General features: G+C 58.5%; 19 protein-coding genes. 11 read left to right on the forward strand and 8 right to left on the reverse strand.

The window, feature by feature from the left end; all coding sequences use genetic code 11:
* The 9 genes from KGA82_RS27350 to KGA82_RS27390 all read left to right on the forward strand — a co-directional run bounded on the left by KGA82_RS27350 (window position 1) and on the right by KGA82_RS27390 (window position 9,197).
* Window positions 1-1,335, forward strand: coding sequence for an AAA family ATPase (locus tag KGA82_RS27350; RefSeq protein ID WP_223453179.1), 1,335 nt, complete (start codon window positions 1-3; stop codon window positions 1,333-1,335).
* Window positions 1,336-1,350: 15 nt separating this feature from the next.
* Window positions 1,351-2,169, forward strand: coding sequence for a Flp pilus assembly protein CpaB (cpaB, locus tag KGA82_RS27355; RefSeq protein ID WP_008042355.1), 819 nt, complete (start codon window positions 1,351-1,353; stop codon window positions 2,167-2,169).
* A gap of 73 nt (window positions 2,170-2,242) precedes the next feature.
* Window positions 2,243-3,589: a TadE/TadG family type IV pilus assembly protein gene (locus KGA82_RS27360; protein WP_223453180.1), complete on the forward strand. Its 1,347-nt coding sequence runs from the start codon at window positions 2,243-2,245 to the stop codon at window positions 3,587-3,589.
* Between the two features lie 8 nt (window positions 3,590-3,597).
* Window positions 3,598-4,077, forward strand: a complete 480-nt coding sequence (locus KGA82_RS27365; RefSeq protein ID WP_008042353.1) for a TadE/TadG family type IV pilus assembly protein — start codon at window positions 3,598-3,600, stop codon at window positions 4,075-4,077.
* Window positions 4,077-4,571 carry a TadE family protein gene (locus tag KGA82_RS27370; RefSeq protein ID WP_008029703.1) on the forward strand — a complete coding sequence of 165 codons (495 nt, stop codon included), beginning with the start codon at window positions 4,077-4,079 and terminating at the stop codon, window positions 4,569-4,571. The genes KGA82_RS27365 and KGA82_RS27370 overlap by 1 nt, the downstream gene beginning before the upstream one ends.
* The gene (locus KGA82_RS27375; RefSeq protein WP_223435964.1) at window positions 4,565-5,785 is read left to right on the forward strand and encodes an AAA family ATPase; all 1,221 of its coding nucleotides are present in this window, start codon (window positions 4,565-4,567) and stop codon (window positions 5,783-5,785) included. The genes KGA82_RS27370 and KGA82_RS27375 overlap by 7 nt, the downstream gene beginning before the upstream one ends.
* Window positions 5,786-5,788: 3 nt before the next feature.
* A complete protein-coding gene (locus KGA82_RS27380) occupies window positions 5,789-7,222 on the forward strand; it encodes a CpaF family protein (RefSeq protein WP_008029707.1) in 1,434 nt (477 codons plus the stop codon).
* Window positions 7,219-8,205 (forward strand): type II secretion system F family protein, encoded by a 987-nt coding sequence (locus KGA82_RS27385; protein ID WP_008029709.1) that lies wholly within the window; start codon window positions 7,219-7,221, stop codon window positions 8,203-8,205. Before KGA82_RS27380 ends, KGA82_RS27385 begins: the two co-directional genes overlap by 4 nt.
* 29 nt (window positions 8,206-8,234) lie before the next feature.
* A complete protein-coding gene (locus KGA82_RS27390; protein ID WP_008029711.1) occupies window positions 8,235-9,197 on the forward strand; it encodes a type II secretion system F family protein in 963 nt (320 codons plus the stop codon).
* A 212-nt stretch (window positions 9,198-9,409) separates the two neighbouring features.
* On the opposite strand, the gene KGA82_RS27395 is transcribed toward KGA82_RS27390, so the two are convergent.
* The 4 genes from KGA82_RS27395 to KGA82_RS27410 form a co-directional block, all read right to left on the reverse strand.
* Window positions 9,410-9,679, reverse strand: coding sequence for a DUF3613 domain-containing protein (locus KGA82_RS27395; protein ID WP_008042349.1), 270 nt, complete (start codon window positions 9,677-9,679; stop codon window positions 9,410-9,412).
* Window positions 9,680-9,697: 18 nt separating this feature from the next.
* A complete protein-coding gene (locus KGA82_RS27400) occupies window positions 9,698-10,411 on the reverse strand; it encodes a tetratricopeptide repeat protein (RefSeq protein ID WP_008029716.1) in 714 nt (237 codons plus the stop codon).
* Window positions 10,412-10,530: 119 nt separating this feature from the next.
* Window positions 10,531-11,754 (reverse strand): type II and III secretion system protein family protein, encoded by a 1,224-nt coding sequence (locus KGA82_RS27405; RefSeq protein ID WP_223435962.1) that lies wholly within the window; start codon window positions 11,752-11,754, stop codon window positions 10,531-10,533.
* Between the two features lie 605 nt (window positions 11,755-12,359).
* Window positions 12,360-12,866 carry a Bro-N domain-containing protein gene (locus tag KGA82_RS27410; RefSeq protein ID WP_223453181.1) on the reverse strand — a complete coding sequence of 169 codons (507 nt, stop codon included), beginning with the start codon at window positions 12,864-12,866 and terminating at the stop codon, window positions 12,360-12,362.
* Window positions 12,867-13,305: 439 nt separating this feature from the next.
* Here KGA82_RS27410 and KGA82_RS27415 point away from each other — a divergent pair, with 439 nt between their 5' ends.
* Entirely contained in the window at window positions 13,306-14,556 is a 1,251-nt protein-coding gene (locus KGA82_RS27415) for an AAA family ATPase (protein ID WP_223453182.1), read from the forward strand.
* 2 nt (window positions 14,557-14,558) lie between these two features.
* Window positions 14,559-15,185 (forward strand): RloB family protein, encoded by a 627-nt coding sequence (locus KGA82_RS27420; protein ID WP_223435972.1) that lies wholly within the window; start codon window positions 14,559-14,561, stop codon window positions 15,183-15,185.
* 57 nt (window positions 15,186-15,242) lie between these two features.
* Here KGA82_RS27420 and KGA82_RS27425 read toward each other — a convergent pair whose 3' ends face one another.
* From KGA82_RS27425 to KGA82_RS27440, 4 genes are all read right to left on the reverse strand, one after another.
* The gene (locus tag KGA82_RS27425) at window positions 15,243-16,727 is read right to left on the reverse strand and encodes an APC family permease (RefSeq protein WP_223416221.1); all 1,485 of its coding nucleotides are present in this window, start codon (window positions 16,725-16,727) and stop codon (window positions 15,243-15,245) included.
* 244 nt (window positions 16,728-16,971) lie between these two features.
* The gene (locus KGA82_RS27430; protein WP_008029727.1) at window positions 16,972-18,396 is read right to left on the reverse strand and encodes a gamma-aminobutyraldehyde dehydrogenase; all 1,425 of its coding nucleotides are present in this window, start codon (window positions 18,394-18,396) and stop codon (window positions 16,972-16,974) included.
* Window positions 18,397-18,556: 160 nt separating this feature from the next.
* A complete protein-coding gene (locus KGA82_RS27435; RefSeq protein ID WP_008029730.1) occupies window positions 18,557-19,366 on the reverse strand; it encodes an ABC transporter permease in 810 nt (269 codons plus the stop codon).
* Window positions 19,356-20,303, reverse strand: coding sequence for an ABC transporter permease (locus KGA82_RS27440; RefSeq protein WP_192417881.1), 948 nt, complete (start codon window positions 20,301-20,303; stop codon window positions 19,356-19,358). The genes KGA82_RS27435 and KGA82_RS27440 overlap by 11 nt, the downstream gene beginning before the upstream one ends.

Genomic DNA, 20,303 nt, shown 5'->3' on the forward strand with positions numbered 1-20,303 from the left:
ATGCACATCATTGTCGATAGTGATGCCTACCCCAGCGCTCGGGGCGCGGTGCAACGACTGGCTCCCCAGCCGTGCACAATCCGCGAAACTGGACTGACAGACAGTTTCCTCGGCGAGTTGGTATGCAAGCACTTGTATGACGCTGGCGTGCTGGACATGCCGCGGCTGGTGGAGCGCCTGGCGCTGACCGGCGCCGTACTTGATGAAGTCCTGGCGTTTCTGCGCAAGGACGGTCGTGTCGAAGTGCTTGGCCAGTTGGGGTCGCAATCGACAAGTGGGCAAATGCTGCGTTATGGCCTGACCGAACGCGGTCGCAGCGCCGCCCGCGATGCCTTGTCGCGCAGTGGCTATATCGGTGCGGCACCCTTCCCGGTGGACACCTACCGGTCCCTGATCAAACTGCAAACCATTCACCATGGTCGCATCAACGCCAACGATATGCGCAATGCCTTTGCTGGCGTAGTGCTTACCGACAGCATGCTCGATCAGTTAGGTGTGGCGATGAACTCCGGGCGCGCCATTATGATTTATGGCCCCGCGGGTACTGGCAAGACCTACATCAGCCGTCGGTTGATCCGTCTGTTCACCGAGGCCATCTGGGTACCTCATGCCATCGTCATCAACGAGTCCGTGATCGAGATCTATGACCCGCAAGTGCATCAGCGGTTCGAAGATAACGTTCAACAGAACAATCTGATGCTCAGCGAAGGGATCGACCGTCGATTGCTGCGCTGCAAACGCCCGATCGTCGTCACTGGCGGTGAGTTGAGCATGGAGCAACTGGACGTTCGTTATGACCTTAACACCCGTCAATACCAGGCTTCTTTGCAGCTCAAGGCCAGCAATGGCCTGTTCATCATCGATGACATGGGGCGCCAGCGCATGGCACCCGCCGAGCTGTTGAATCGCTGGATCGTCCCGATGGAAGAGAAGTGCGATTTCCTCAACCTGGGCGGCGGTCGGCATTGCGAGCTGCCGTTCGATCTGATTCTGGTGTTTTCCACCAACCTCAATCCCCTGGAGTTGGCCGATGAGGCCTTTCTTCGCCGGATTGGCTACAAGCTGCAATTCGGTTATCTGAAGCCTGAGGAGTACGAAAAGATCTGGCGTCAGGAAAGCGAGCGTCTGGGCGTGCCTTATGACCAGTTGCTGGTGCGTTATGTGCTGCAAAGGCTTTATGCAAGTGAAGGCATGCCCCTGGTGCCTTGCCATCCCCGCGATCTCCTGAGCATGGCGCTCGATCGTCAACGTTACATGGGCGGTTCCGGACCACTGTCACCGCAAGAGTTGGAATGGGCCTGGCACAACTACTTCGTCCAGCTCGACTTTCTTTGATACGGAGATACTGACATGAGCTCTCGTACTCTTTCCCTGATAGGCGTTTCCCTGGTCATGGGCCTTGGTGCTGCATGGATGGCCGACTCCTGGCTGAGCGCCCGGCTCAATGCCAGCCCGGATGATCACCTTCGAAGCGTAGTGGTCGCCACAGTAGAGATTCCATTCGGGCAGATGGTCGAGGCTCAGCAGGTCACGACCGTACGCATGCCCATGGATACGATCCCGGAAGACGCCTTCGACATGAGCGAAAAGGCTGTGGGCAAGATCGCAACGTTCGACATTCTGAAGGGCGACATTGTGCGCGGTGCGCGTCTGAGTGAGCACTTGGGTGGCAGCACCCTGGCTTCGCTGATTGCGACAGACAAGCGTGCCATCTCGGTACGGGTGGACGATGTGGTCGGTGTGGGCGGGTTCCTGTTGCCGGGTAACCGGGTCGATGTACTCGCGACCAAAACCACCAGTGCCGGCAGCAACAGCGCCGTGTCCAGGACCATCCTCGAGAACTTGCGGGTATTGGCGGTGGACCAGACGGCAGGTACCGACAAGACCCAACCGGTGGTGGTGCGTGCAGTGACGCTGGAAATGACGACCGCAGAGGCTGAAACCCTGGTCACGGCGCAAACGGAAGGGAAGTTGCAATTGACCTTGCGCAATCCGCTGAACTCCGAGAAAAAAATCGCGGCCGTTGCACCTGTTGCGCCTGTCGCACCGGTCATGACGGTGGCCACCGCCACGGTGCCAAAACGCGTGGTGCAACGCAGCGGCGGCGAAAGTGGTGGGGCTGTCACCGTCATCCGCGGGGTCGAAACCAAAGTAGTCAACATTCGCTGACAGGTCGTAACAGGTCCTGGACACCAGGTCTTGGCGGAGCCGATCCGCATCAGTATTGGCAAATGAGGGCTTGATGATGAATCGTCGTATTCAGCAGCCGTTCACTGCGACGCCAAGGCGCCAGAAAGGATCGGTGAGTGTATTGATGGTGATCGCGTTGGCGATGATTGGCATGGTGGCCGCACTGGCTTTGGACGGCGGGCACATGATGCTGAACAAAACGCGCTTGCAGAATGCGGTGGACGCCGCGGCCCTGAGTGGTGCCAAAACCCTGAGTCAGGTGGAAGGTGGAGTCAATATTGCCAGTACGACGCGCACTGCCGCACTCAATACGCTGACGCAAAATGCGAATGCCACGGGCAACACAGAATTGGCAACGGCAGTTGGTGGCAACGCAGCCACATTCGCGGTGGTGGAATTGGCAAGCAGTGTCTATGGGCCGTTCACCTATCCCGGGCCAGCGAATGCCAAATACGTTCGGGTATCGGTACCGAGCTATAACCTGACCGGTTTTTTCTGGAACTTCGCCCAGGTATTCGGTTCTGGCGGTCTGGGGGCCAAAGCGGTGGCGGCAATCGCCACTGCCGGACCCAGCCCTACCAGCCCTTGTGATCTCGCACCTTTGATGGTCTGTGGCGACCCGACTCAATACAACCCTGGCGCCGGCGTGTTCTGGGGCTTCCAGTTTGGTGATTTGCAGGTATTGAAGACGGCTGCCGGCAATTCGTCGCCCATTGGTCCAGGCAATTTTCAGTTGCTCGATTTTGGTTCGGGCGGCAGTACGGTCAGGGAGGACCTGGCCGGAGGTGGCAAGGTCTGCCGCACTGTGGGGGACAACGTCCAGACCGCACCTGGCAATAAGGTCGGCCCTACCTCCCAAGGCTTGAACACACGCTTCGGCATCTACAACGGCCCGGTCAGTGCCTCGGACTATCCGCCGGACATGGTGACCGCGTCCAGCAACCCCGCGATCACTTACGACGACTCGGTCACACCGGCACAGGCGAAGTACAAGGGGCAAGCCGTCACCTCGAGCAACGGCAATCTCACGGCGGGCGGCGACGCGATATTTGACTACAACGACTGGCGCACGAGCGTTGCCGGGTGTGTGGCAGGGTCTGGCAGTGGTTGTGAGAGCCATGGCGTGTTCGAGCGCCGGATGATGAAAATTGTGGTCGGCAACTGCACTGGCAAACAAGGCGGTTCAACCTCGATCCCTGTCCTCGGTTTTGGCTGCTATTACGTGGTGCAACCAATGGATGGCGGTGGCGGGGACGCTCAGATCTTCGGGCAGTTCGTGAAGGAGTGCGAAGGCGACAACGTGGCCGGCCCTACGCCGTCAACCGATTCCGGCCCACAGATCATCCAGCTTTACAAAACCTATCTCAACGGCAGCGGTACTCCGAGCACTGACTCATAGGAGGCGTCATGAGACTTCACGCGTTTAAACATCCGAAGCGCCAGCAAGGCTTGGCCATGGTGGAATTCACCCTCGTCCTGCCGGTGTTGTTGCTGCTGTTACTGAGCCTCGGTGAGATCGGCCGCATGCTCTATCAGTACAACGTATTGCTGCAGGCCAGCCGTGATGCCGACCGTTTTGTCGCAAACCACGCCTGGGACTCGACGCTGGGTGCGGTCTCTCTGAGCAATGCGCTGCAGACCCAGACGAAAAACGTTGCGGTGTATGGCGTGCCTGCCAACACCGGCACCGCTGTGTTGTCCGGGTTGACGCCTGACAACGTGGTCGTCGCTGCGGTGGGCACCGACCATGTGCGAGTCACCATCACCTATACGTTCTGCCCGGTGATTGGCAGTGGCAATTGTGCCGGCTCGATTCCGGGTTTTTTTGGCAATCAGATTGCGCTGAACATTCCCCTGGTTGCCACTACCGTGATGAGGGCACTGTGATGAATAGAAAACACATGCGCGGAATCTATACGGTGGAGTTCGCGTTCGTTGGTCTGCTGGTGTTCACGCTGTTGTTCGGCGTGTTGGAAATGGGCCGCCTGTACTTCACGGTCAATGCACTGGATGAGGCCGCGCGCCGTGGTGCGCGCCTGGCAGCCGTCTGCAATATCAGCGATCCGGTGGTGTTGCGGCGGGCAATCTTCAATGCCGCGACCGACGCAGGCACGAGCCAGCTGATCAGCAATCTGGCCACCACTAATCTGACGTTGACCTACCTGGACGCAAATGGCGCCCTGGTGGCCAACCCAGCTGACCTGGTCAGCGCAAACGGCTTTCGTGCCATCCGCTATGTCCAGTTGAGTCTGCAAAACTTCGTTTTCAATCTGTTTATTCCCGGGTTCGGCGTGCCCATTACCTTGCCTGCATTCAGGGCAACGTTGCCACGCGAAAGTCTCGGGCGTCACTCTGATTCCGGGGAGATCACACCATGCTGAATATGAAGGAAACGCCGATTGCCAGTTCGACTGGCAAAACCGGGTTGCGGTTGCTGATCAGCAGCCGTGATGCCAACTCTTTACGCGATCTGCAGAGTGTCTGTCAGCGCATGCCTGGCCTGGAGGTCAGCACTCGCCTGGTGAGCAATGGGCATGTCGACCCGCTCTACAGTCTGGACCGTATGCCCGATCTGTTGCTGTTGCGCGTCAGCCACCTGTGGCGCGAGGAATTGTCGGCACTGTTGCAACACCCGGCCCATGAGCGTCCGCCGATGTTGGTGTGCGGACTGCTGAGCGAACAGGAAGCCATGCGCCTGGCGATGCAGGCCGGTGCCCGGGACGTGCTGCCGGAGCCCATCGCCGAGACCGAACTGGTCGCCGCCATGAATCGGCTGGTCACGGAGGTTCGGAGCGGCAGTGGGGCTGACGGGAAATTGATCGCCGTGATGAGCGCAAAGGGCGGTTCCGGCGGAACGCTGGTGGCCTGCAACCTGGCACAACAGCTCAGCATGAAAGGCGGCAGTACCCTGCTGCTGGATATGGACCTGCAATTTGGCAGCGTGACGCATTATCTGGATGTGGCGCAGACGCACAGCCATCTGGAGGTGTTGCATCAGATCAACGGCATGGACAGCGTCGCGTTACGCGGTTTTTGCAGTCACTTCAGCCCGACCTTGCATGTGCTGGGCGGTCGGGCCGGTGAGCTGTGTTTGCCGCAGGATGCCCAACCCGAGCAACTTGACACCCTGTTGCAGTTGGCCCGCGCCAGCTATGGCTGGGTGGTGGTCGACCTGCCGCGGCAAATCGATCACCTCACCGGTTCTGTGCTGGAGCAGGTGGATCGGGTGTACGTGGTGGTGCAACAGAGCGTCAGCCATCTGCGCGATGCCAGCTCTCTGGTGCGGATTCTTCGCGATGACCTGGGTGTGCGCGGGGATCAATTGCAGATCGTGGTCAACCGTTATGACAAGGCCGCAGCGATCAGCCTTAAAGATATCGGCGAGGCGCTGCGCTGCACCAATCTGTCGAAATTACCCAACGACTTCAATCTGGTCAGCCAGAGTCAGAACACTGGTGTGCCGTTGGGGCTGCATGCGCCGAGGGCAGCGATTACTACTGCACTGCGCGACATGACCGAGGACCTGGTCGGTCAGCAAGTAGCCGGCAACAAAGGCTTGTTCAAACGCGCCTTCAACCGTGTTTTCGGGGGATGAACCATGATCAGCGACTTTCGTAACCGCTTGCGCAAACAGTCCGGTAAACCCGCCGCTGCCCAACCGGGCGACGATCTGCTGGATCCGCCAGAGGAAATAATGGCGTGGGAACGTGTGGCACCAGACGTTCTTTACGAAACCAAAAGCCAGGTCACCCCGGTGGAGGCTGAGTGGCGGGAAAAGATCTACCAGCAGTTGCTCAAAGTCATGGACCTGTCCTTGCTGGACTCCCTTGAACAGGCCGAGGCTGCTCGGCAGATTCGCGATATTTGCCAGCGCCTGCTCGATGAGCATTCGGCACCGGTGAGTACCGTCAGCCGTCAGTTGATCATCAAGCAGATCACCGACGAGGTGCTCGGCCTGGGGCCTCTGGAACCGTTGCTGGCCGATCACAGCGTGTCCGACATTCTGGTCAACGGCTCTGCCTCGGTCTATGTCGAGCGCTTCGGCAAACTGCAACGGACCGATGTGCGTTTTCGCGATGATCAGCATTTGTTGAACATCATCGACCGTATCGTCTCAAGCCTGGGTCGGCGTATCGACGAGTCCTCGCCGTTGGTGGATGCCCGGCTCAAGGACGGTTCGCGGGTCAACGCGATTATCCCGCCGCTGGCCATCGATGGCCCGAGCATGTCGATTCGGCGCTTTGCGGTGGACCTGCTCAATACCGACAGTCTGATCCAGGTGGGGACGTTGACCCCGGCCATTGCCCTGCTGCTCAAGGCGATTGTCCGTGGGCGCTTGAACGTGCTGATTTCCGGCGGTACCGGCAGCGGCAAGACCACCATGCTCAACGTGCTGTCCAGTTTCATTCCGCAAAACGAGCGGATTGTCACCATCGAAGACTCGGCCGAACTGCAACTGCAGCAACCCCATGTTGTGCGCCTGGAAACCCGGCCTTCGAACATTGAGGGCCGTGGCGAAGTGAGCCAGCGGGAGTTGGTGCGCAACAGCCTGCGGATGCGTCCGGACCGCATAGTGATCGGCGAAGTGCGCGGCGTCGAGGCGCTGGACATGCTGACTGCGATGAACACCGGCCACGACGGCTCGTTGACCACGATCCACGCCAACACCGCACGGGATGCGTTGGGGCGAGTCGAGAACATGGTGTCGATGACCGGGGCGACCTTTCCGATCAAGGCCATGCGGCAGCAGATCGCTTCGGCCATTGATGTGGTGATCCAACTGGAACGCCAGGAGGATGGTAAGCGCAGACTGGTCAGCGTGCAGGAAATCAACGGCATGGAAGGCGAGATCATCACCATGACCGAAATCTTTTCCTTCGTGCGCCATGGCATGGGCGAAAACGGCGAAGTGCTTGGTGATTACCGGCCCAGCGGCATGATCCCCGCGTTCCGCGATGTGCTGGCCAAACGCGGCATCGAGTTGCCGCTTACGATGTTCAGGCCTGAATGGATGGAGGCACGGCAGTCATGAACAATATTCCTGGTGAATTCATTCTGATGTTCCTCGGCATGGTGTTTATCGCTGTGTTCCTCCTGTCTCAGGGGGTGGTGGTGCCGGTGTTCGGCGAGGCCGGCAAGATGCGCAAGCGTATCCGCGGCCGTTTGCACGTTCTGGAGAAAGCCAACAACCTGCCCAATATGCAGACGGTGTTGCGACAGAAGTACCTGACGCGCTTGACGCCGCTGGAGGCCATGCTCGAGCAGTTGCCCTTTATGGCGAGCCTGACCCAGATGATCGAGCAGTCCGGTCATGAATATCGTGCTTATCGGGTGTTGTTGCTCGGGCTGTTCCTGGGCGCCTGTGCAGGTTTCTCGATCTGGATGGTCTCGTCAGTCTGGTGGATGGCGTTGCTGGCGGGCTTCGGAGCGTTCTGGCTACCACTGCTGAAAATTTCTCGTGACCGTGGCAAACGCTTCGCCGGGTTTGAGGAAGGCCTGCCGGATGCACTGGATGCCATCTGCCGTGCCCTGCGCGCCGGGCACCCGTTCAACGAAACCCTGCGCCTGGTCGGCGAGGAGCATAAGGGGCCGGTCGCTCAGGAGTTTGGCCTGACTTTCGCGGACATCAACTATGGCAACGATGTACGTCGGGCCATGCTCGGCCTGCTGGAGCGGATGCCGAGCATGACGGTGATGATGCTGGTGACCTCAATCCTCATCCATCGCGAGACCGGCGGTAATCTGACCGAGGTGCTGGAGCGTTTGAGTCGCCTGATCCGCGGGCGTTTTCGCTTCCAGCGCAAGGTCAGGACCCTGTCGGCCGAAGGGCGGATGTCAGCCTGGGTGCTGGTGTCGATTCCATTCGTGCTGGCGATTGCGATCGTTGTCACAAGCCCCACCTACATGCCTGTGCTGCTCAATGATCCCATAGGCCACAAACTGATCATCGGGGCGTTTTTCGCCATGCTGCTCGGGATTTTCTGGATACGCAAAATCATTCGGATTCAGGTTTAAGCGGTTTTCGCTACCGGGAGGTACAGGTCATGGACTTTTTGCTCGGGTTGTTCAGTCGGGTCACGGGAAGCGAGGAGGTGGCGCGCCTGTTGTTCCTCGGCGCGATCGGTTTGAGTACGGTGCTTGCAGTTGTCGCCGTGAGCTTGCTGATTTTGGGGCTTCAGGATCCGGTGCAGCGTCGTCTGGCGCTGATCAAGCGTGGTCATTTAGGCAACACCGCCGGGCAAGAAGCCCCGGGTAATCTGCAACTGTTACTGGAACGGGTCGGCCAGCGCTTTGCCTCGGCCGAATCGGCTCAGACGTCCGTCACCCAGACGTTATTGACGCATGCTGGGTACCGTTCCACTTCAGCGGTGCAGATGTACTGGGCTGTGCGCTTGATGACGCCGCTGTTATTAGTCGGTATTGCGTTGCTGCTATTGCCGATGATCCCCAGGGTTTCCCTGGCCATGGGGTTGCTGGTGGTGGTCTTGGCAGCCGGTATCGGATGGTTGCTGCCAGCACTGTATGTCGCCAAGCGCAAGCAGTTGCGACAAGGTCGGTTGCGTGCCGCGTTTCCGGATGCGCTGGATCTGATGGTCGTGTGCGTGGAGTCGGGCCTGGCCTTGCCCACGACGATCGAACGGGTGGCTGAGGAGATGTCGGTCAGTCAGGTCGAACTGGCTGAAGAACTGGCCCTGGTCAATGCGCAAATCCGCGCGGGCATTTCCAGTACCGCGGCGCTCAAACAACTGGCTGTGCGCACTGGCCTGGATGACGTACAAGGGCTGGTCAGCCTGTTGGCGCAGAGTATTCGCTTTGGTACCAGCGTGGCCGATACGCTGCGCATCTATGCCGATGAATTCCGTGACCGGCGTACGCAGGCCGCCGAAGAGATGGGGGCGAAAATTGGTACCAAGCTGATATTCCCGCTGATTTTCTGCCTGTGGCCGAGCTTCTTTCTGGTCGCTATCGGCCCGGCCATGATCGGTGTACTCAAAGTATTCGGGTGAGGTAAAACGGGTGGAGGCTATCAAGTGCGATGGCCTCCACCCGAGCCTGATCTGCACTTTCCTGCTATGGACCCACACATTTCCCGCCGCGGGATCATCCAACCAGGGTTGGATAATGTGTAGAGACTACTTTCCTGAACACGACATCAAGCCCGGCTTTGCAGCCAGGCTACTCTGGACTACGCCAGAGGCTGATCACCCATCGACATGCCTCAGTTGCCGCTACTCATATCTCCCCCAGCATCCTGTTCAAAAAACATCGGAATCGGGAAGTTGAAGCTATTCAGCCAGCGCTGCATGGCCAGTTCACGTTCGGCGGCCGAAGCGGTTTGCAGATTAGGGGAGGCAACCACACCTCGAATCTGCAACTGCAACCACTGTTCGGTGCCTTGTTGGTACGGCGAAGAGGGGCCCGGCTCAATAGCCCAGGCAGTGGTGGACAGGCAAGCCATGCACACGATCAACAGCCTTTTGGTCTTCATCTCGATTCCTCGTACGTTCTACTTGTTCGCACTGGAAGAGGCATCGGCTACTTCCGTCTTGCGATTCCCCTCGGTAGCCACCACTTTTTTGGCGGAGGCCTTGAGTTTTTCCGCGCGGGTTTGAGCTTCGGCGACTTGCTTGGGGCTCAAGTCGGCGCGGGTCACCAGGTCAGCAGCCGACTTCCAGTTATCCTGGTAGATCAGCAGCGTCACCATATTGAGTGCCGCCAATGTGTTTGCCTGCTTGAGCTCCATGGCGGTCATGAACTCAAAGCGTGCTTCAGGGATCCGTCGCTGATTGAGGTAGACGACCCCCAGGTCATTTCGCATCCTGTCGTCGGTGGGGGCCATCTTCACCGCACGCTCAAGGTGAGTGGCAGCGGAGGCGTTATCATTTTTGGCGGCGGCCAACTGGCCCAGGCCATGTTCCCCTTCAGCCGTCAGACAGGTGCCGAGCAAGCTTTCGTACAACGGCTGCGCGTCGCCGCTACGCCCCATCATGCGCAACACCCGAGCCTTGCGCAGGCGAACCTGGACCAGGTCATCGGGCAAACCTTCCAGATTCGCCAGGCTGGCATACAAACGGCCTTCGTCGGCCATGTTGTCGGCCAGGTTCAGGGCCAGTTCCTGCTCCGAACCGGGCTTGGCACAGCTGGGCGGTCGCGAAGTCAGGCCATTACTGGCGCAACCTGCGAGCATTAACGTCGTCGCTATTGCAATGACTGCTTTCATCGTATGTCCTCTGGCTACAACATGTTGAACGCCCGGCCAATGGCAATGAAACTGGCCCGGCAGGCGTTCAACGTCACCGTTACGAGTGAGGGCGAGGCGAGTCTGGTTCAGGCTCCGGATCATTGCGAGAGACCGCTGAGACTGTCGAAGTCGCCATTTTCCAGGAAAAACATGCGGTAGAAGTTCGGGTCGTAATTGCGCAGCTGTTCGCCAGGCAATGACGGTAGTGTTGCATTGGCAGCCAGTGGCTGGACCAGATGGGGGGTGACGATCATCAGCAGTTCGCGCTCTTCACGGTTGATGGTGTTGTCGCGGAAAAATGCGCCCAGAACCGGGATATCGCCCAGCCCCGGAAACTTGTTCACCTGGGAATTGTTGCGGGAGCTGATCAGGCCGCTGATGACGAAGCTCTCGCCGTCGGCCAGGGAGATGCTGGTATCGGTACGGCGCACGCTCAGGGCCGGGACTATCGTGCCGGCGATGCTCACGGCGTTGGTGAAGTCCAGTTCACTGACTTCTGGCGCCACCTTCAGCGCGATACGATTTTTCCCGACGATGGTCGGCGTCAGAGTCAGGCGGATACCGAATTCCTTGTACTCGATGGACACGTTATCGCTGCCTGAACTGGGCACCGGAATCGGTATTTCACCGCCGGCCAGGAAGCTCGCACTCTGCCCGCTGAGCGCTACCAGGCTTGGCCGCGCCAGGGTGTAGGCGAAACCACTGCCTTCCAGCGCGTTGAGTGCCACCAGGGTACTGCCGGTAGCAAACGTGAGGTTGAAGTTGTTGTTGTTCACCGGTATCGCGGGCGTGACAATGCCGCCGATGGTGGGCAAGGTTCTCGGCGAGCCGAACAGGAAGTTGCCACGGATGCCGAAAATCGAGGCGGAAGCTTCCTTGAGCTTGGTCCGGCTGACTTCGACGAAACGGATATCGGTCTGCACCTGGCTCGGCAGCAGCGGGTCGTCGGAGGGAACCGACGGCACACTGGTCAGTGCCGATGTGGCTTTACCCTTGACGAACACCATGCTTTGGCGCGGCGTTTTCGAACAGGCAGTCCAGACCATCAGGCTGGTGGTCCCCGGTGCAATGCCCGTGAGTATGAACGCGTTGTTGCCGCTGGGTTGCACGTCGGCAATTTTCGGGTCACCCACCGCCAGTTGCGTTACCGGAACGGGGCTGCGCAGTTCATTCTGCAACCCCTGACCGACCTCGAACGTTGTCGACCAACTGTCCAGTTGCGAACAATTGGCAGGTGCGGCCTGAGCCGCATTCACGCTGAGGCCCGTCCAGAACAGGCCATGGATAATTTTCTTGAAAGCGGGCGCGGGACGAAGGCTCATTTAATGCATCCTCACTGGATAGGCCATCTATAGGCAGACAAAGTTGTCTCTGATCACTTCACGGGGATCGGACTATCCCCCCCAATGCGCCACACCACTTATCGATGGCTTTGGCGTTATTCCTTGCGTGCAACACACGAGCGGGCGCAGTTCGCTGACCGGGCTGAACAGCGAGCGACCTTTGCTAAAACGGTTTTTAGTGAGGCGGTTACCTGGACTGCGCGCCAGAGTGACGCTGGCAGTTACGGACGCTACTGTCCGCCGACCTGCCCCCCCCGAAAAGTAAACGGCCATGTAGGTACAGAGCCGGAATACGCCTGCCATGATCATAGTGAGCTAACTCCTTTTGCCAATCTGATCATTGAAGCTAACTTGGAAACTGGAGCCGTTATGACTTCTTATTGTTTGACGGTAGTTCAATCAAACCAAAGTGCCATGATTTTTAAAAAAAACCATGGGTGCAAAAGCTGTAGAAAGGCAGGTGGGTGAGCGGTGCAGGCAAGGTCGTAGCGCAGTGCGATTGGCTGATACCGAGGGGGAAATGAAGGCAAAAAAAAGGCCCATCAGTCAGGCTGAACGGGCCTTTTTCATGTCTCAGCCTGCCTTCAACTGCAAATGCCCATGATCGGAAACGGTCGTTGCGCCTGCACCAGATCCGGCATATCCCGCCACTTGATCCACGCCGAATCTTGCCAGTGCAGCAGCGGCACCGAGAGGCCGCCCCATTGCAACGAACTCAAGCTTGGAATGTTTTCGACGGATGCCGCGTTCGACTCGCGTAGCGCAGGTATGACTTCGTTGCTCAGCCATTGGCGCAGGTTGCGGTTTTCCGGGATGAAATGGTGGACCAGCAATGCGTACATTCCGGACTCGCTGACCATGAGCGATTCGACCGTTTTGCCGTTCTTCAGCAGCCAGACATATCGGCGTTGATCGGGATCGAGTTTATGGGTGAGTCGTTGGTCCAGCGGGCGGCCCATCAAGCGTCCCAGGTCATGGACGCAGAACCAGGCTTGGTTGGCTTGGATGATGGCGTGGAGGAAGCGGTTGTGGCGGGGGAAGATGGTTGGGGTGAAGCAGGAGGCGGGTGTGTTTTTTGTGTGCTCTGACATGACTTGAATTCCGTTTTGAAATGGAAAGTCACCACCAACCCTTCGACAGGTTGGGTGGCGAACCGAGTGGCGTTCGAAGTCGGGACACTTCCAGGTCAAAACGGAAGCCGAAAGGCCCGCGCCACACGGCCCGCCATAAAGCAGAACTGGGGATAGAAAAGCAGCCACAGTTCTATGGGGGCGCGTAAGCACCGTTCTGACATTTCCCGGCTTCGACTCCGGATCGCTGATTTTGCAGCGACGGGACAAAGCCTATCGGTCAGGCGCTCGCGGCGACAAGTCTACTCTGGCGACGCTTGTCGTAGGAATCAGAGTCTTTTCAGGGAGGCTCGATCTGTAGGAATTTCCTGTTTTTACTTGAAGTGCAGAGGCACCTCGCCGCACAGCTAGTTTTTCCTATAGGTTTTCCGCTTTCAGTCATGAACTGCGGGTTTACTGCATGTTGATCGAATTTTCAGTGGCCAATTACCGCTCCTTCCGTGAGAAGAAAACCTTATCCATGGCCGCAACGCCGCGCCTGAGTAAAAAACGTAACGTGTTCAAGCCTCCCGTAGAGGGAGAAAAGCTTCCTGACTTGTTGAAAGTGGCCGCTATTTACGGACCCAACGCGTCAGGCAAATCTTCGCTGGTCCGGGCCATGGGAATCATGGGCCATTTGCTCGCTTTTTCAGGCTCGTCAAATGACGAAGCTCTCCCGGTATCACCGTTTCGTTTCGACTCGCAACTCAAAAACGCCCCCAGCTTCTTTGAATACAACTTCATCCAGAGTGGGCTTCGCTATCGGTTTGTTCTGCGGATGACGGCACAGCGGATAACCGAAGAGCAATTGGTTTCATACCCAAAAGGCAAAGAAACGCTGCTGTATGAACGTCGTTTCGATGAGGAGGGTGAGAAGTATGTTTTCGGCCCAAGCCTTGAGGGCGGCAAAGAAGTGCATAAAGCCTGGCAACGCCTGACCAGCCCCAAGATGCTTTTTATTTCGCAGGCCGTTGCAAACAGCAGCGAAGAGCTGACGCAGTTGCGTCGGCCGTTCAGCTGGTTTCAAACCGGCCTTCTCGTGATTGAGCAGAACAACATGATTGGCCTGTCTGCCGCATCGATCAGGTTTCTGCAGATGGCGTCGAATTACACGTGCGACTTACGAGACTTTCTAAAAGCAGTGGATATCCCGGTGACCAATATTCAGCTCAATACCGACGCGGACTCCGTCCCGACTGACAAAAAACTCACGCTTAAGGAGTTTTTCGCTGCGGCACAAAAAGACAAAGTGACCCTGACGCATACAAGTCTTTTGGGAAGAGCCGATTTCGATTTTTCGGAGGAGTCGGGCGGCACCAAAAACCTGATTGGGTTCTGGTTACCGTGGTTCATGATCAATCACGCAGACGGGAGCGGGGTGCTGTCTGTCGATGAACTGGACAGCAGCCTTCATCCCGCCATCGTCGCGGAGTTGATTGAGAAACACCTGGACAGCGGGCGGGACACTCAGTTGATTTTCACTACTCACGACACACACTTGATGGATGCCAAGACGCTTCGACGCGATCAGTACTGGATCACCGAACGCGATGCCAATGGTTCAACCGATCTGTTTTCGGTTCACGATTTTGAGGGGCGAGAAGGCGAGGACGTCGAGAAACTCTATTTTGAGGGTCGATACCGCGGTCTACCGCTGATAAGGCGGGGATGACCATGGTGCGCTCGGCAAGATCATTTGATCGAAAGGCTCCGCGATTTAAACCTCAACCTAAAGTGTTGGTGCTCTGTGAGGACAGCCAGTCAGGAAAACGATATCTGCAAGAGGCCGCATTTTATTTTCGCGCCAACGCCCTGGTTGAGATCGTCCACTGCGGAGTCACACACCCAAGCGGCATCGTGGAAAGAGCCATTGCACGTCAGAAGTGGTTCGACAGGGTGTTTTGTGCACTGGATCGCGATACGCACCCATGCTTTGAACGAGCCATCGATATGGCGAAGGCACATCCAAAAATCCACGTTATTGCCTCATACCCCTGTTTTGAGTTTTGGCTACTTCTGCACTTTGGATTCAATCGAAAGCCGTTCAGAGCTGTTGGGAAAAACTCTCCGGGCGACTTGGTGACCAGGAGCCTCAGAGAAAAACCAAGTATGGATAAATACGAGAAGGGCAAAGACACCAACTATTTCGCTCAACTACTGGGCGAGCCGTTCCAAAAGGCGAGAACCCTGGCCCCCAAGGTTCTTGAGGACGTCGCGGTTAGTGGCGAACCCAACCCCAGCACCGAGATTCATTTGCTGATGGATGAATTCGAAGCACTCTCCAAACCGCAGACTCTCTAGCAACATGAAGCCTGCCCACATTGCTGCGGGCAGGCTGTCGATTGAAGAGCAAATGCCTTAGTGACTAACCTTCCAGGCATCCCCAGCAGGCGCCGTACCATGGTCATACGGCTTGGCAATCCACATATAAACCAGCCCCAAGCCAATCACGATCGCCGTGCTCAGCACCATCGCATAGTTGATGTACCACGCAGCATCCGGTGTGCGCGGCCAGGCCATGTTGATGATGGCGCCGACGCCGTAGACCAGCGCGCCGATGTTCACCGCCCAGCCCCAGGCGCCGAGGGTGAATTTGCCGCTCGGTTTCCAGCCTTTCAGGCGGGCATAAAGGGCTGCAAGCACGATCATCTGGAACGCGAGGTAGATGCCGATCGCTGCGAAACTGACGATGGTGGCCACGGCGTCTTGCAGGAAGAAGCCCAGAATGATGATCAGCGCCGGCAGGACGCCGGAGACGAACAGTGCAGCAACCGGAACCTGAGTTGTAGGCGAAATCTTTTTCAGCAGTGAGCTGCCGATGACCATTTCGTCCCGGGCGTAGGAATACAGCAGACGACTCGCCGCCGCTTGCAGGCTGATGACGCAGGAGATGAAGGAAATCATCACCACGCCCATGACCATTTTCGAACCGACCGGGCCGAAGGCGTTGTTGAGGATGGTGCCGACCGGGTCTTTGTCGGTGCCGTTGATCACCGCTTGCATGTCCGGCACGGCGAGGATCAGTGCCAGGCAAGCAAACATCGCCGCAACGCCGCCGATGTAGATGGTCATGCGCATGGCCACCGGGATTTTCTTGCTCGGGTTCGGGGTTTCTTCGGCCACGTCGCCGCAGGCCTCGAAGCCGTAGTACAGGAACATCCCCGCCAGCGAGGCGGTGAGGAAGGCCGGCAGATAAGAGCCGTCAACGCTGATGTCGAAGGTGTTGAACAACACGCTGATCGATTGATGACGTTCGAAAATCAGCAGGTACATGCCGACGATCACCGCGCCGACCAGTTCGCAGAGGAAGCCGAACATGGCGATTCGCGCCAGCACTTTGGTGCCGCTGAGGTTGACCAGCGTGGCGAACAGGGTCAGCACCAGGGCGATGACGATGTTGGTGTTGTTGCTCGGTTCGAAGCCCATCATCGCGGCAAGGTAAGGCCCGGCACCAACCGCAACGGCGGCGATGGTCACGCACAGGGCGATGGAGTAGATCCAGCCGACCATCCACGCCCAGCGTTTGCCCACCAAGCGGCGAGCCCATGGGTAAACACCACCGGAAATCGGGAACTGCGAGACCACTTCACCGAAGATCAGGCACACCAGCAATTGGCCGCAACCGACCAGCAAATACGCCCAGAACATCGGTGGTCCACCGGCGGCCAGGCACAGGCCGAAGAGGGTATAAACCCCTACGACCGGTGAGAGGTAAGTGAAGCCCAGGGCGAAGTTTTCCCACAGGCTCATGCTGCGGTTGAAGTTGGAGGTGTAACCCAGCTTTCGGAGTTGCTCGGCATCGCTGTCGGCAACGGCTGCGGAGAATTCAGGTAGTGCACTCATGGTGTGTTAGCTCCGGAAAATCGGCAGATTTCGGATGTCCGAAACCGTGACAGGGCCGTGATGGCGCTGCCCGGATCGGTGGTTATTGTTTTGGTGTAGAACCTGGTGGTGCGTGGTGCCGGTTTCTACCTTGAAACCGAGGTGACACCTTCGCGGGCAAGCCTCGCTCCTACAGGATTGAGGGTGTTCGCAAAAATTGCGTACGACGCAAAACCCGTAGGAGCGAAGCTTGCTCGCGATGCTTTTAGTGCTTGAACATCACATGCCGCACAACGGTGTAATCCTCCAACCCATACATCGACATGTCCTTCCCGTACCCGGACAGTTTCTGACCGCCATGGGGCATTTCGCTGACCAGCATGAAGTGCGTGTTCACCCAGGTGCAGCCGTACTGCAAGCGTGCCGACAGGCGATGCGCGCGGCCGACGTCTGAGGTCCACACCGACGACGCCAGGCCGTAGTCCGAATCGTTGGCCCAACCGAGCACCTGTGCTTCATCGCTGAATTTGGTCACTGACACCACTGGTCCGAACACTTCGCGGCGGACGATTTCGTCGTCCTGCTGTGCATCGGCCAGCACCGTTGGTTCGAAGAAGAAACCGTTGCCTTCAACTGCCTTGCCGCCAGTGATCAGGCGAATGTGCGGTTGCGCTACGGCGCGGTCGACAAACCCGGCTACCCGGTCGCGATGCTGCGCGGTGATCAGCGGGCCAAGTTCGGTCGACGGATCATCCTGCACGCCGTACTTGATGCTGCTGACCGCCGCGCCGAGTTTCTCGACGAATTTTTCGTAGATGCCGGCCTGTGCGTAGATGCGGCACGCGGCGGTGCAGTCCTGGCCGGCGTTGTAGAAACCGAAGGTGCGAATGCCTTCCACGGCGGCATCAATGTCGGCATCGTCGAAGATGATCACCGGGGCCTTGCCGCCCAGTTCCATGTGCATGCGTTTGACGCTGGCGGCGGTGCTGGAAATGATGTTCGAGCCGGTGGCAATGGAACCGGTCAGCGACACCATGCGCACTTTCGGGTGGGTGACCAATGGGCTGCCTACGGTAGGACCACGGCCGAACACCAGGTTGAGTACGCCGGCCGGGAAGATTTCCGACGCCAGTTGTGCCAGGCGCAACGCGGTCAGCGGGGTTTGTTCCGACGGTTTGAGCACCACGGTATTACCGGCGGCGAGGGCCGGGGCGATTTTCCAGGCGACCATCATCAACGGGTAGTTCCACGGCGCGATGGAGGCGATCACGCCCACCGGGTCGCGGCGGATCATCGAGGTGTGCCCGGCCAGGTATTCACCGCCTGCCGAACCGCTCATGCAGCGGCTGGCGCCGGCGAAGAAACGGAACACGTCGGCAATCGCCGGGATCTCGTCGTTCAGCGCAGCGCTGTAGGGTTTGCCGCAGTTGTCGGATTCGAGTTTGGCCAGCTCTTCGCCATGGGCTTCGATGGCGTCGGCGAGTTTGAGCAGTAACAGCGAGCGTTCTTTCGGCGGGGTGTGCGACCAGCTTTCAAACGCGGCATCGGCAGCGCGTACGGCAGCATCGACCTGGGCTTCGCTGGCTTCGTTGATTTCCACCAGCACACGACCGAGGGCCGGGTTGAACACCGGTTGGGCGGGGCCTTCGCCGTCGAGCAGTTGGCCGTTGATCAAGAGTTTGGTTTGCATGGCGTTGTCCTCTTTGAATCTATTATTTTTCTTCCGAAACCGGATCCTGTGTAGGAGCGAGGCTTGCCCGCGAAGCTTTTGGCGCTCTCGAGGACGCCTTCGCGGGCAAGCCTCGCTCCTACACAGGATTCGGTTTCTACAGTGGATATTGAGTTGTTCGTTACTTCCCGCCACTTCCCGCCACGCTTTCACCACCACGGGTCAGGTAATAGGCGCCGAGAATCGGCAGCATGGTCACCATCATCACCAGCATCGCGACGACGTTGGTCACCGGCACGTCCCGTGGGCGGCTGAGCTGGTTGAGCAGCCACAGCGGCAGGGTGCGTTCATGGCCGGCGGTGAAGGTGGTGACGATGATTTCGTCGAACGACAGCGCAAACGCGAGCATGCCGCCGGCCAGCAACGCCGAGCCGAGGTTCGGCAGGACGATGTAGCGGAAGGTCTGCCAGCCATCGGCGCCGAGGTCCATCGAGGCTTCGATCAAACTGTGCGAAGTGCGGCGCAAACGGGCGATGACGTTGTTGTAGACGATCACCACACAGAAGGTCGCGTGGCCGACGATGATGGTGAACATCCCCGGCTCGATGCCCAGCGTCTTGAAGGTCGCCAACAACGCGATCCCGGTGATGATCCCCGGCAATGCGATGGGCAAAATCAGCATCAGCGAGATGCCTTGCTTGCCGAAGAAATCTCGCCGGTACAACGCCGCCGACGCCAGCGTGCCGAGCACCAACGCGATCAACGTCGCGACGGAGGCGATCTGCAGCGACAGCTTGATCGCTTCCAGCACGTCCGGCCGTGCGAACGCCACGCCGATCCACTTCAGGGTGAAGCCCTTGGGCGGAAAGCTGAACGCCGCGTCTTCGGTGTTGAACGCGTAGAGGAAGATGATCAGGATCGGGAAGTGCAGAAACACCAACCCGCCCCAGGCTGCGATGCGCAGACCCAAAGAAGCTTTCTCAGAGTGCATCGAAGGCCCCCAGTCGTTTGACGATGGTCAGGTAAATGGCGATCAACACAATCGGCACCAGCGTGAACGCCGCGGCCATTGGCATGTTGCCGATCGCGCCTTGTTGGGCGTACACCATACTGCCGACGAAGTACCCCGGCGGGCCCACCAGTTGCGGCACGATGAAGTCGCCCAGGGTCAGCGAAAACGTGAAGATCGACCCGGCGGCGATGCCCGGAATCGACAACGGCAGAATCACTTGCATAAAGGTCTGGCGCGGCTTGGCGCCGAGGTCGGCGGAGGCTTGCAGCAACGACGGCGGCAGGCGTTCCAGCGAGGCCTGAATCGGCAGGATCATGAACGGCAGCCAGATGTAGACGAACACCATGAAGCGCCCCAGGTGCGAGGTCGACAAGGTGCTGCCACCCACGCCCGGAATGCCCAGCACAAATTGCAACACCGGCTCCAGTCCCAGGTGTTGAACGAACCACTGCGCCACGCCGCCCTTGGCCAGCAGCAACGTCCACGCATACGCCTTGACGATGTAACTGGCCCACATCGGCATCATCACCGCGATGTAGAAAAACGCCTTGGTCTTGCCGGTGGTGTAGCGCGCCATGTAGTAGGCGATCGGGAACGCGACGATGGCGCTGGCAATCGACACCACGACAGCCATGCTCAGGGTGCGCAGGATGATGTCGAAGTTCGACGGCTGGAACAGCGCGGTGAAGTTCGCCAGGGTCAGGTCGGGCGTGACCGCCATGGTGAAGTCGTCGAAGGTGTAGAAGCCTTGCCACAACAGCACCAGCAGCGAACCGAGGTAGATCGCGCCGAACCACAACAGCGGCGGCACCAGCAGCAGCGACAGGTAAAAGTTCGGCCGGCGATACAGCAGGTTGGAAAACCTGCGCAGTGGCGAGCCGCTGGCCGGGGATTGAGGGAGAGCCACGCTGGTCAT

The organism is Pseudomonas sp. BF-RE-22, assembly GCF_019956155.1.
Lineage (GTDB): Bacteria > Pseudomonadota > Gammaproteobacteria > Pseudomonadales > Pseudomonadaceae > Aquipseudomonas > Aquipseudomonas migulae.

Coding starts and splice junctions, on each gene's coding strand:
- KGA82_RS27380 (WP_008029707.1), top strand. CDS start 5,789: ATGATCAGCGACTTTCGTAACCGCTTGCGCAAACAGTCCGGTAAACCC.
- cpaB (WP_008042355.1), top strand. CDS start 1,351: ATGAGCTCTCGTACTCTTTCCCTGATAGGCGTTTCCCTGGTCATGGGC.
- KGA82_RS27400 (WP_008029716.1), bottom strand. CDS start 10,411: ATGAAAGCAGTCATTGCAATAGCGACGACGTTAATGCTCGCAGGTTGC.
- KGA82_RS27395 (WP_008042349.1), bottom strand. CDS start 9,679: ATGAAGACCAAAAGGCTGTTGATCGTGTGCATGGCTTGCCTGTCCACC.
- KGA82_RS27365 (WP_008042353.1), top strand. CDS start 3,598: ATGAGACTTCACGCGTTTAAACATCCGAAGCGCCAGCAAGGCTTGGCC.
- KGA82_RS27415 (WP_223453182.1), top strand. CDS start 13,306: ATGTTGATCGAATTTTCAGTGGCCAATTACCGCTCCTTCCGTGAGAAG.
- KGA82_RS27370 (WP_008029703.1), top strand. CDS start 4,077: ATGAATAGAAAACACATGCGCGGAATCTATACGGTGGAGTTCGCGTTC.
- KGA82_RS27440 (WP_192417881.1), bottom strand. CDS start 20,303: ATGACCAGCGTGGCTCTCCCTCAATCCCCGGCCAGCGGCTCGCCACTG.
- KGA82_RS27360 (WP_223453180.1), top strand. CDS start 2,243: ATGATGAATCGTCGTATTCAGCAGCCGTTCACTGCGACGCCAAGGCGC.
- KGA82_RS27420 (WP_223435972.1), top strand. CDS start 14,559: ATGGTGCGCTCGGCAAGATCATTTGATCGAAAGGCTCCGCGATTTAAA.
- KGA82_RS27390 (WP_008029711.1), top strand. CDS start 8,235: ATGGACTTTTTGCTCGGGTTGTTCAGTCGGGTCACGGGAAGCGAGGAG.
- KGA82_RS27425 (WP_223416221.1), bottom strand. CDS start 16,727: ATGAGTGCACTACCTGAATTCTCCGCAGCCGTTGCCGACAGCGATGCC.
- KGA82_RS27350 (WP_223453179.1), top strand. CDS start 1: ATGCACATCATTGTCGATAGTGATGCCTACCCCAGCGCTCGGGGCGCG.
- KGA82_RS27375 (WP_223435964.1), top strand. CDS start 4,565: ATGCTGAATATGAAGGAAACGCCGATTGCCAGTTCGACTGGCAAAACC.
- KGA82_RS27435 (WP_008029730.1), bottom strand. CDS start 19,366: ATGCACTCTGAGAAAGCTTCTTTGGGTCTGCGCATCGCAGCCTGGGGC.
- KGA82_RS27430 (WP_008029727.1), bottom strand. CDS start 18,396: ATGCAAACCAAACTCTTGATCAACGGCCAACTGCTCGACGGCGAAGGC.
- KGA82_RS27405 (WP_223435962.1), bottom strand. CDS start 11,754: ATGAGCCTTCGTCCCGCGCCCGCTTTCAAGAAAATTATCCATGGCCTG.
- KGA82_RS27385 (WP_008029709.1), top strand. CDS start 7,219: ATGAACAATATTCCTGGTGAATTCATTCTGATGTTCCTCGGCATGGTG.
- KGA82_RS27410 (WP_223453181.1), bottom strand. CDS start 12,866: ATGTCAGAGCACACAAAAAACACACCCGCCTCCTGCTTCACCCCAACC.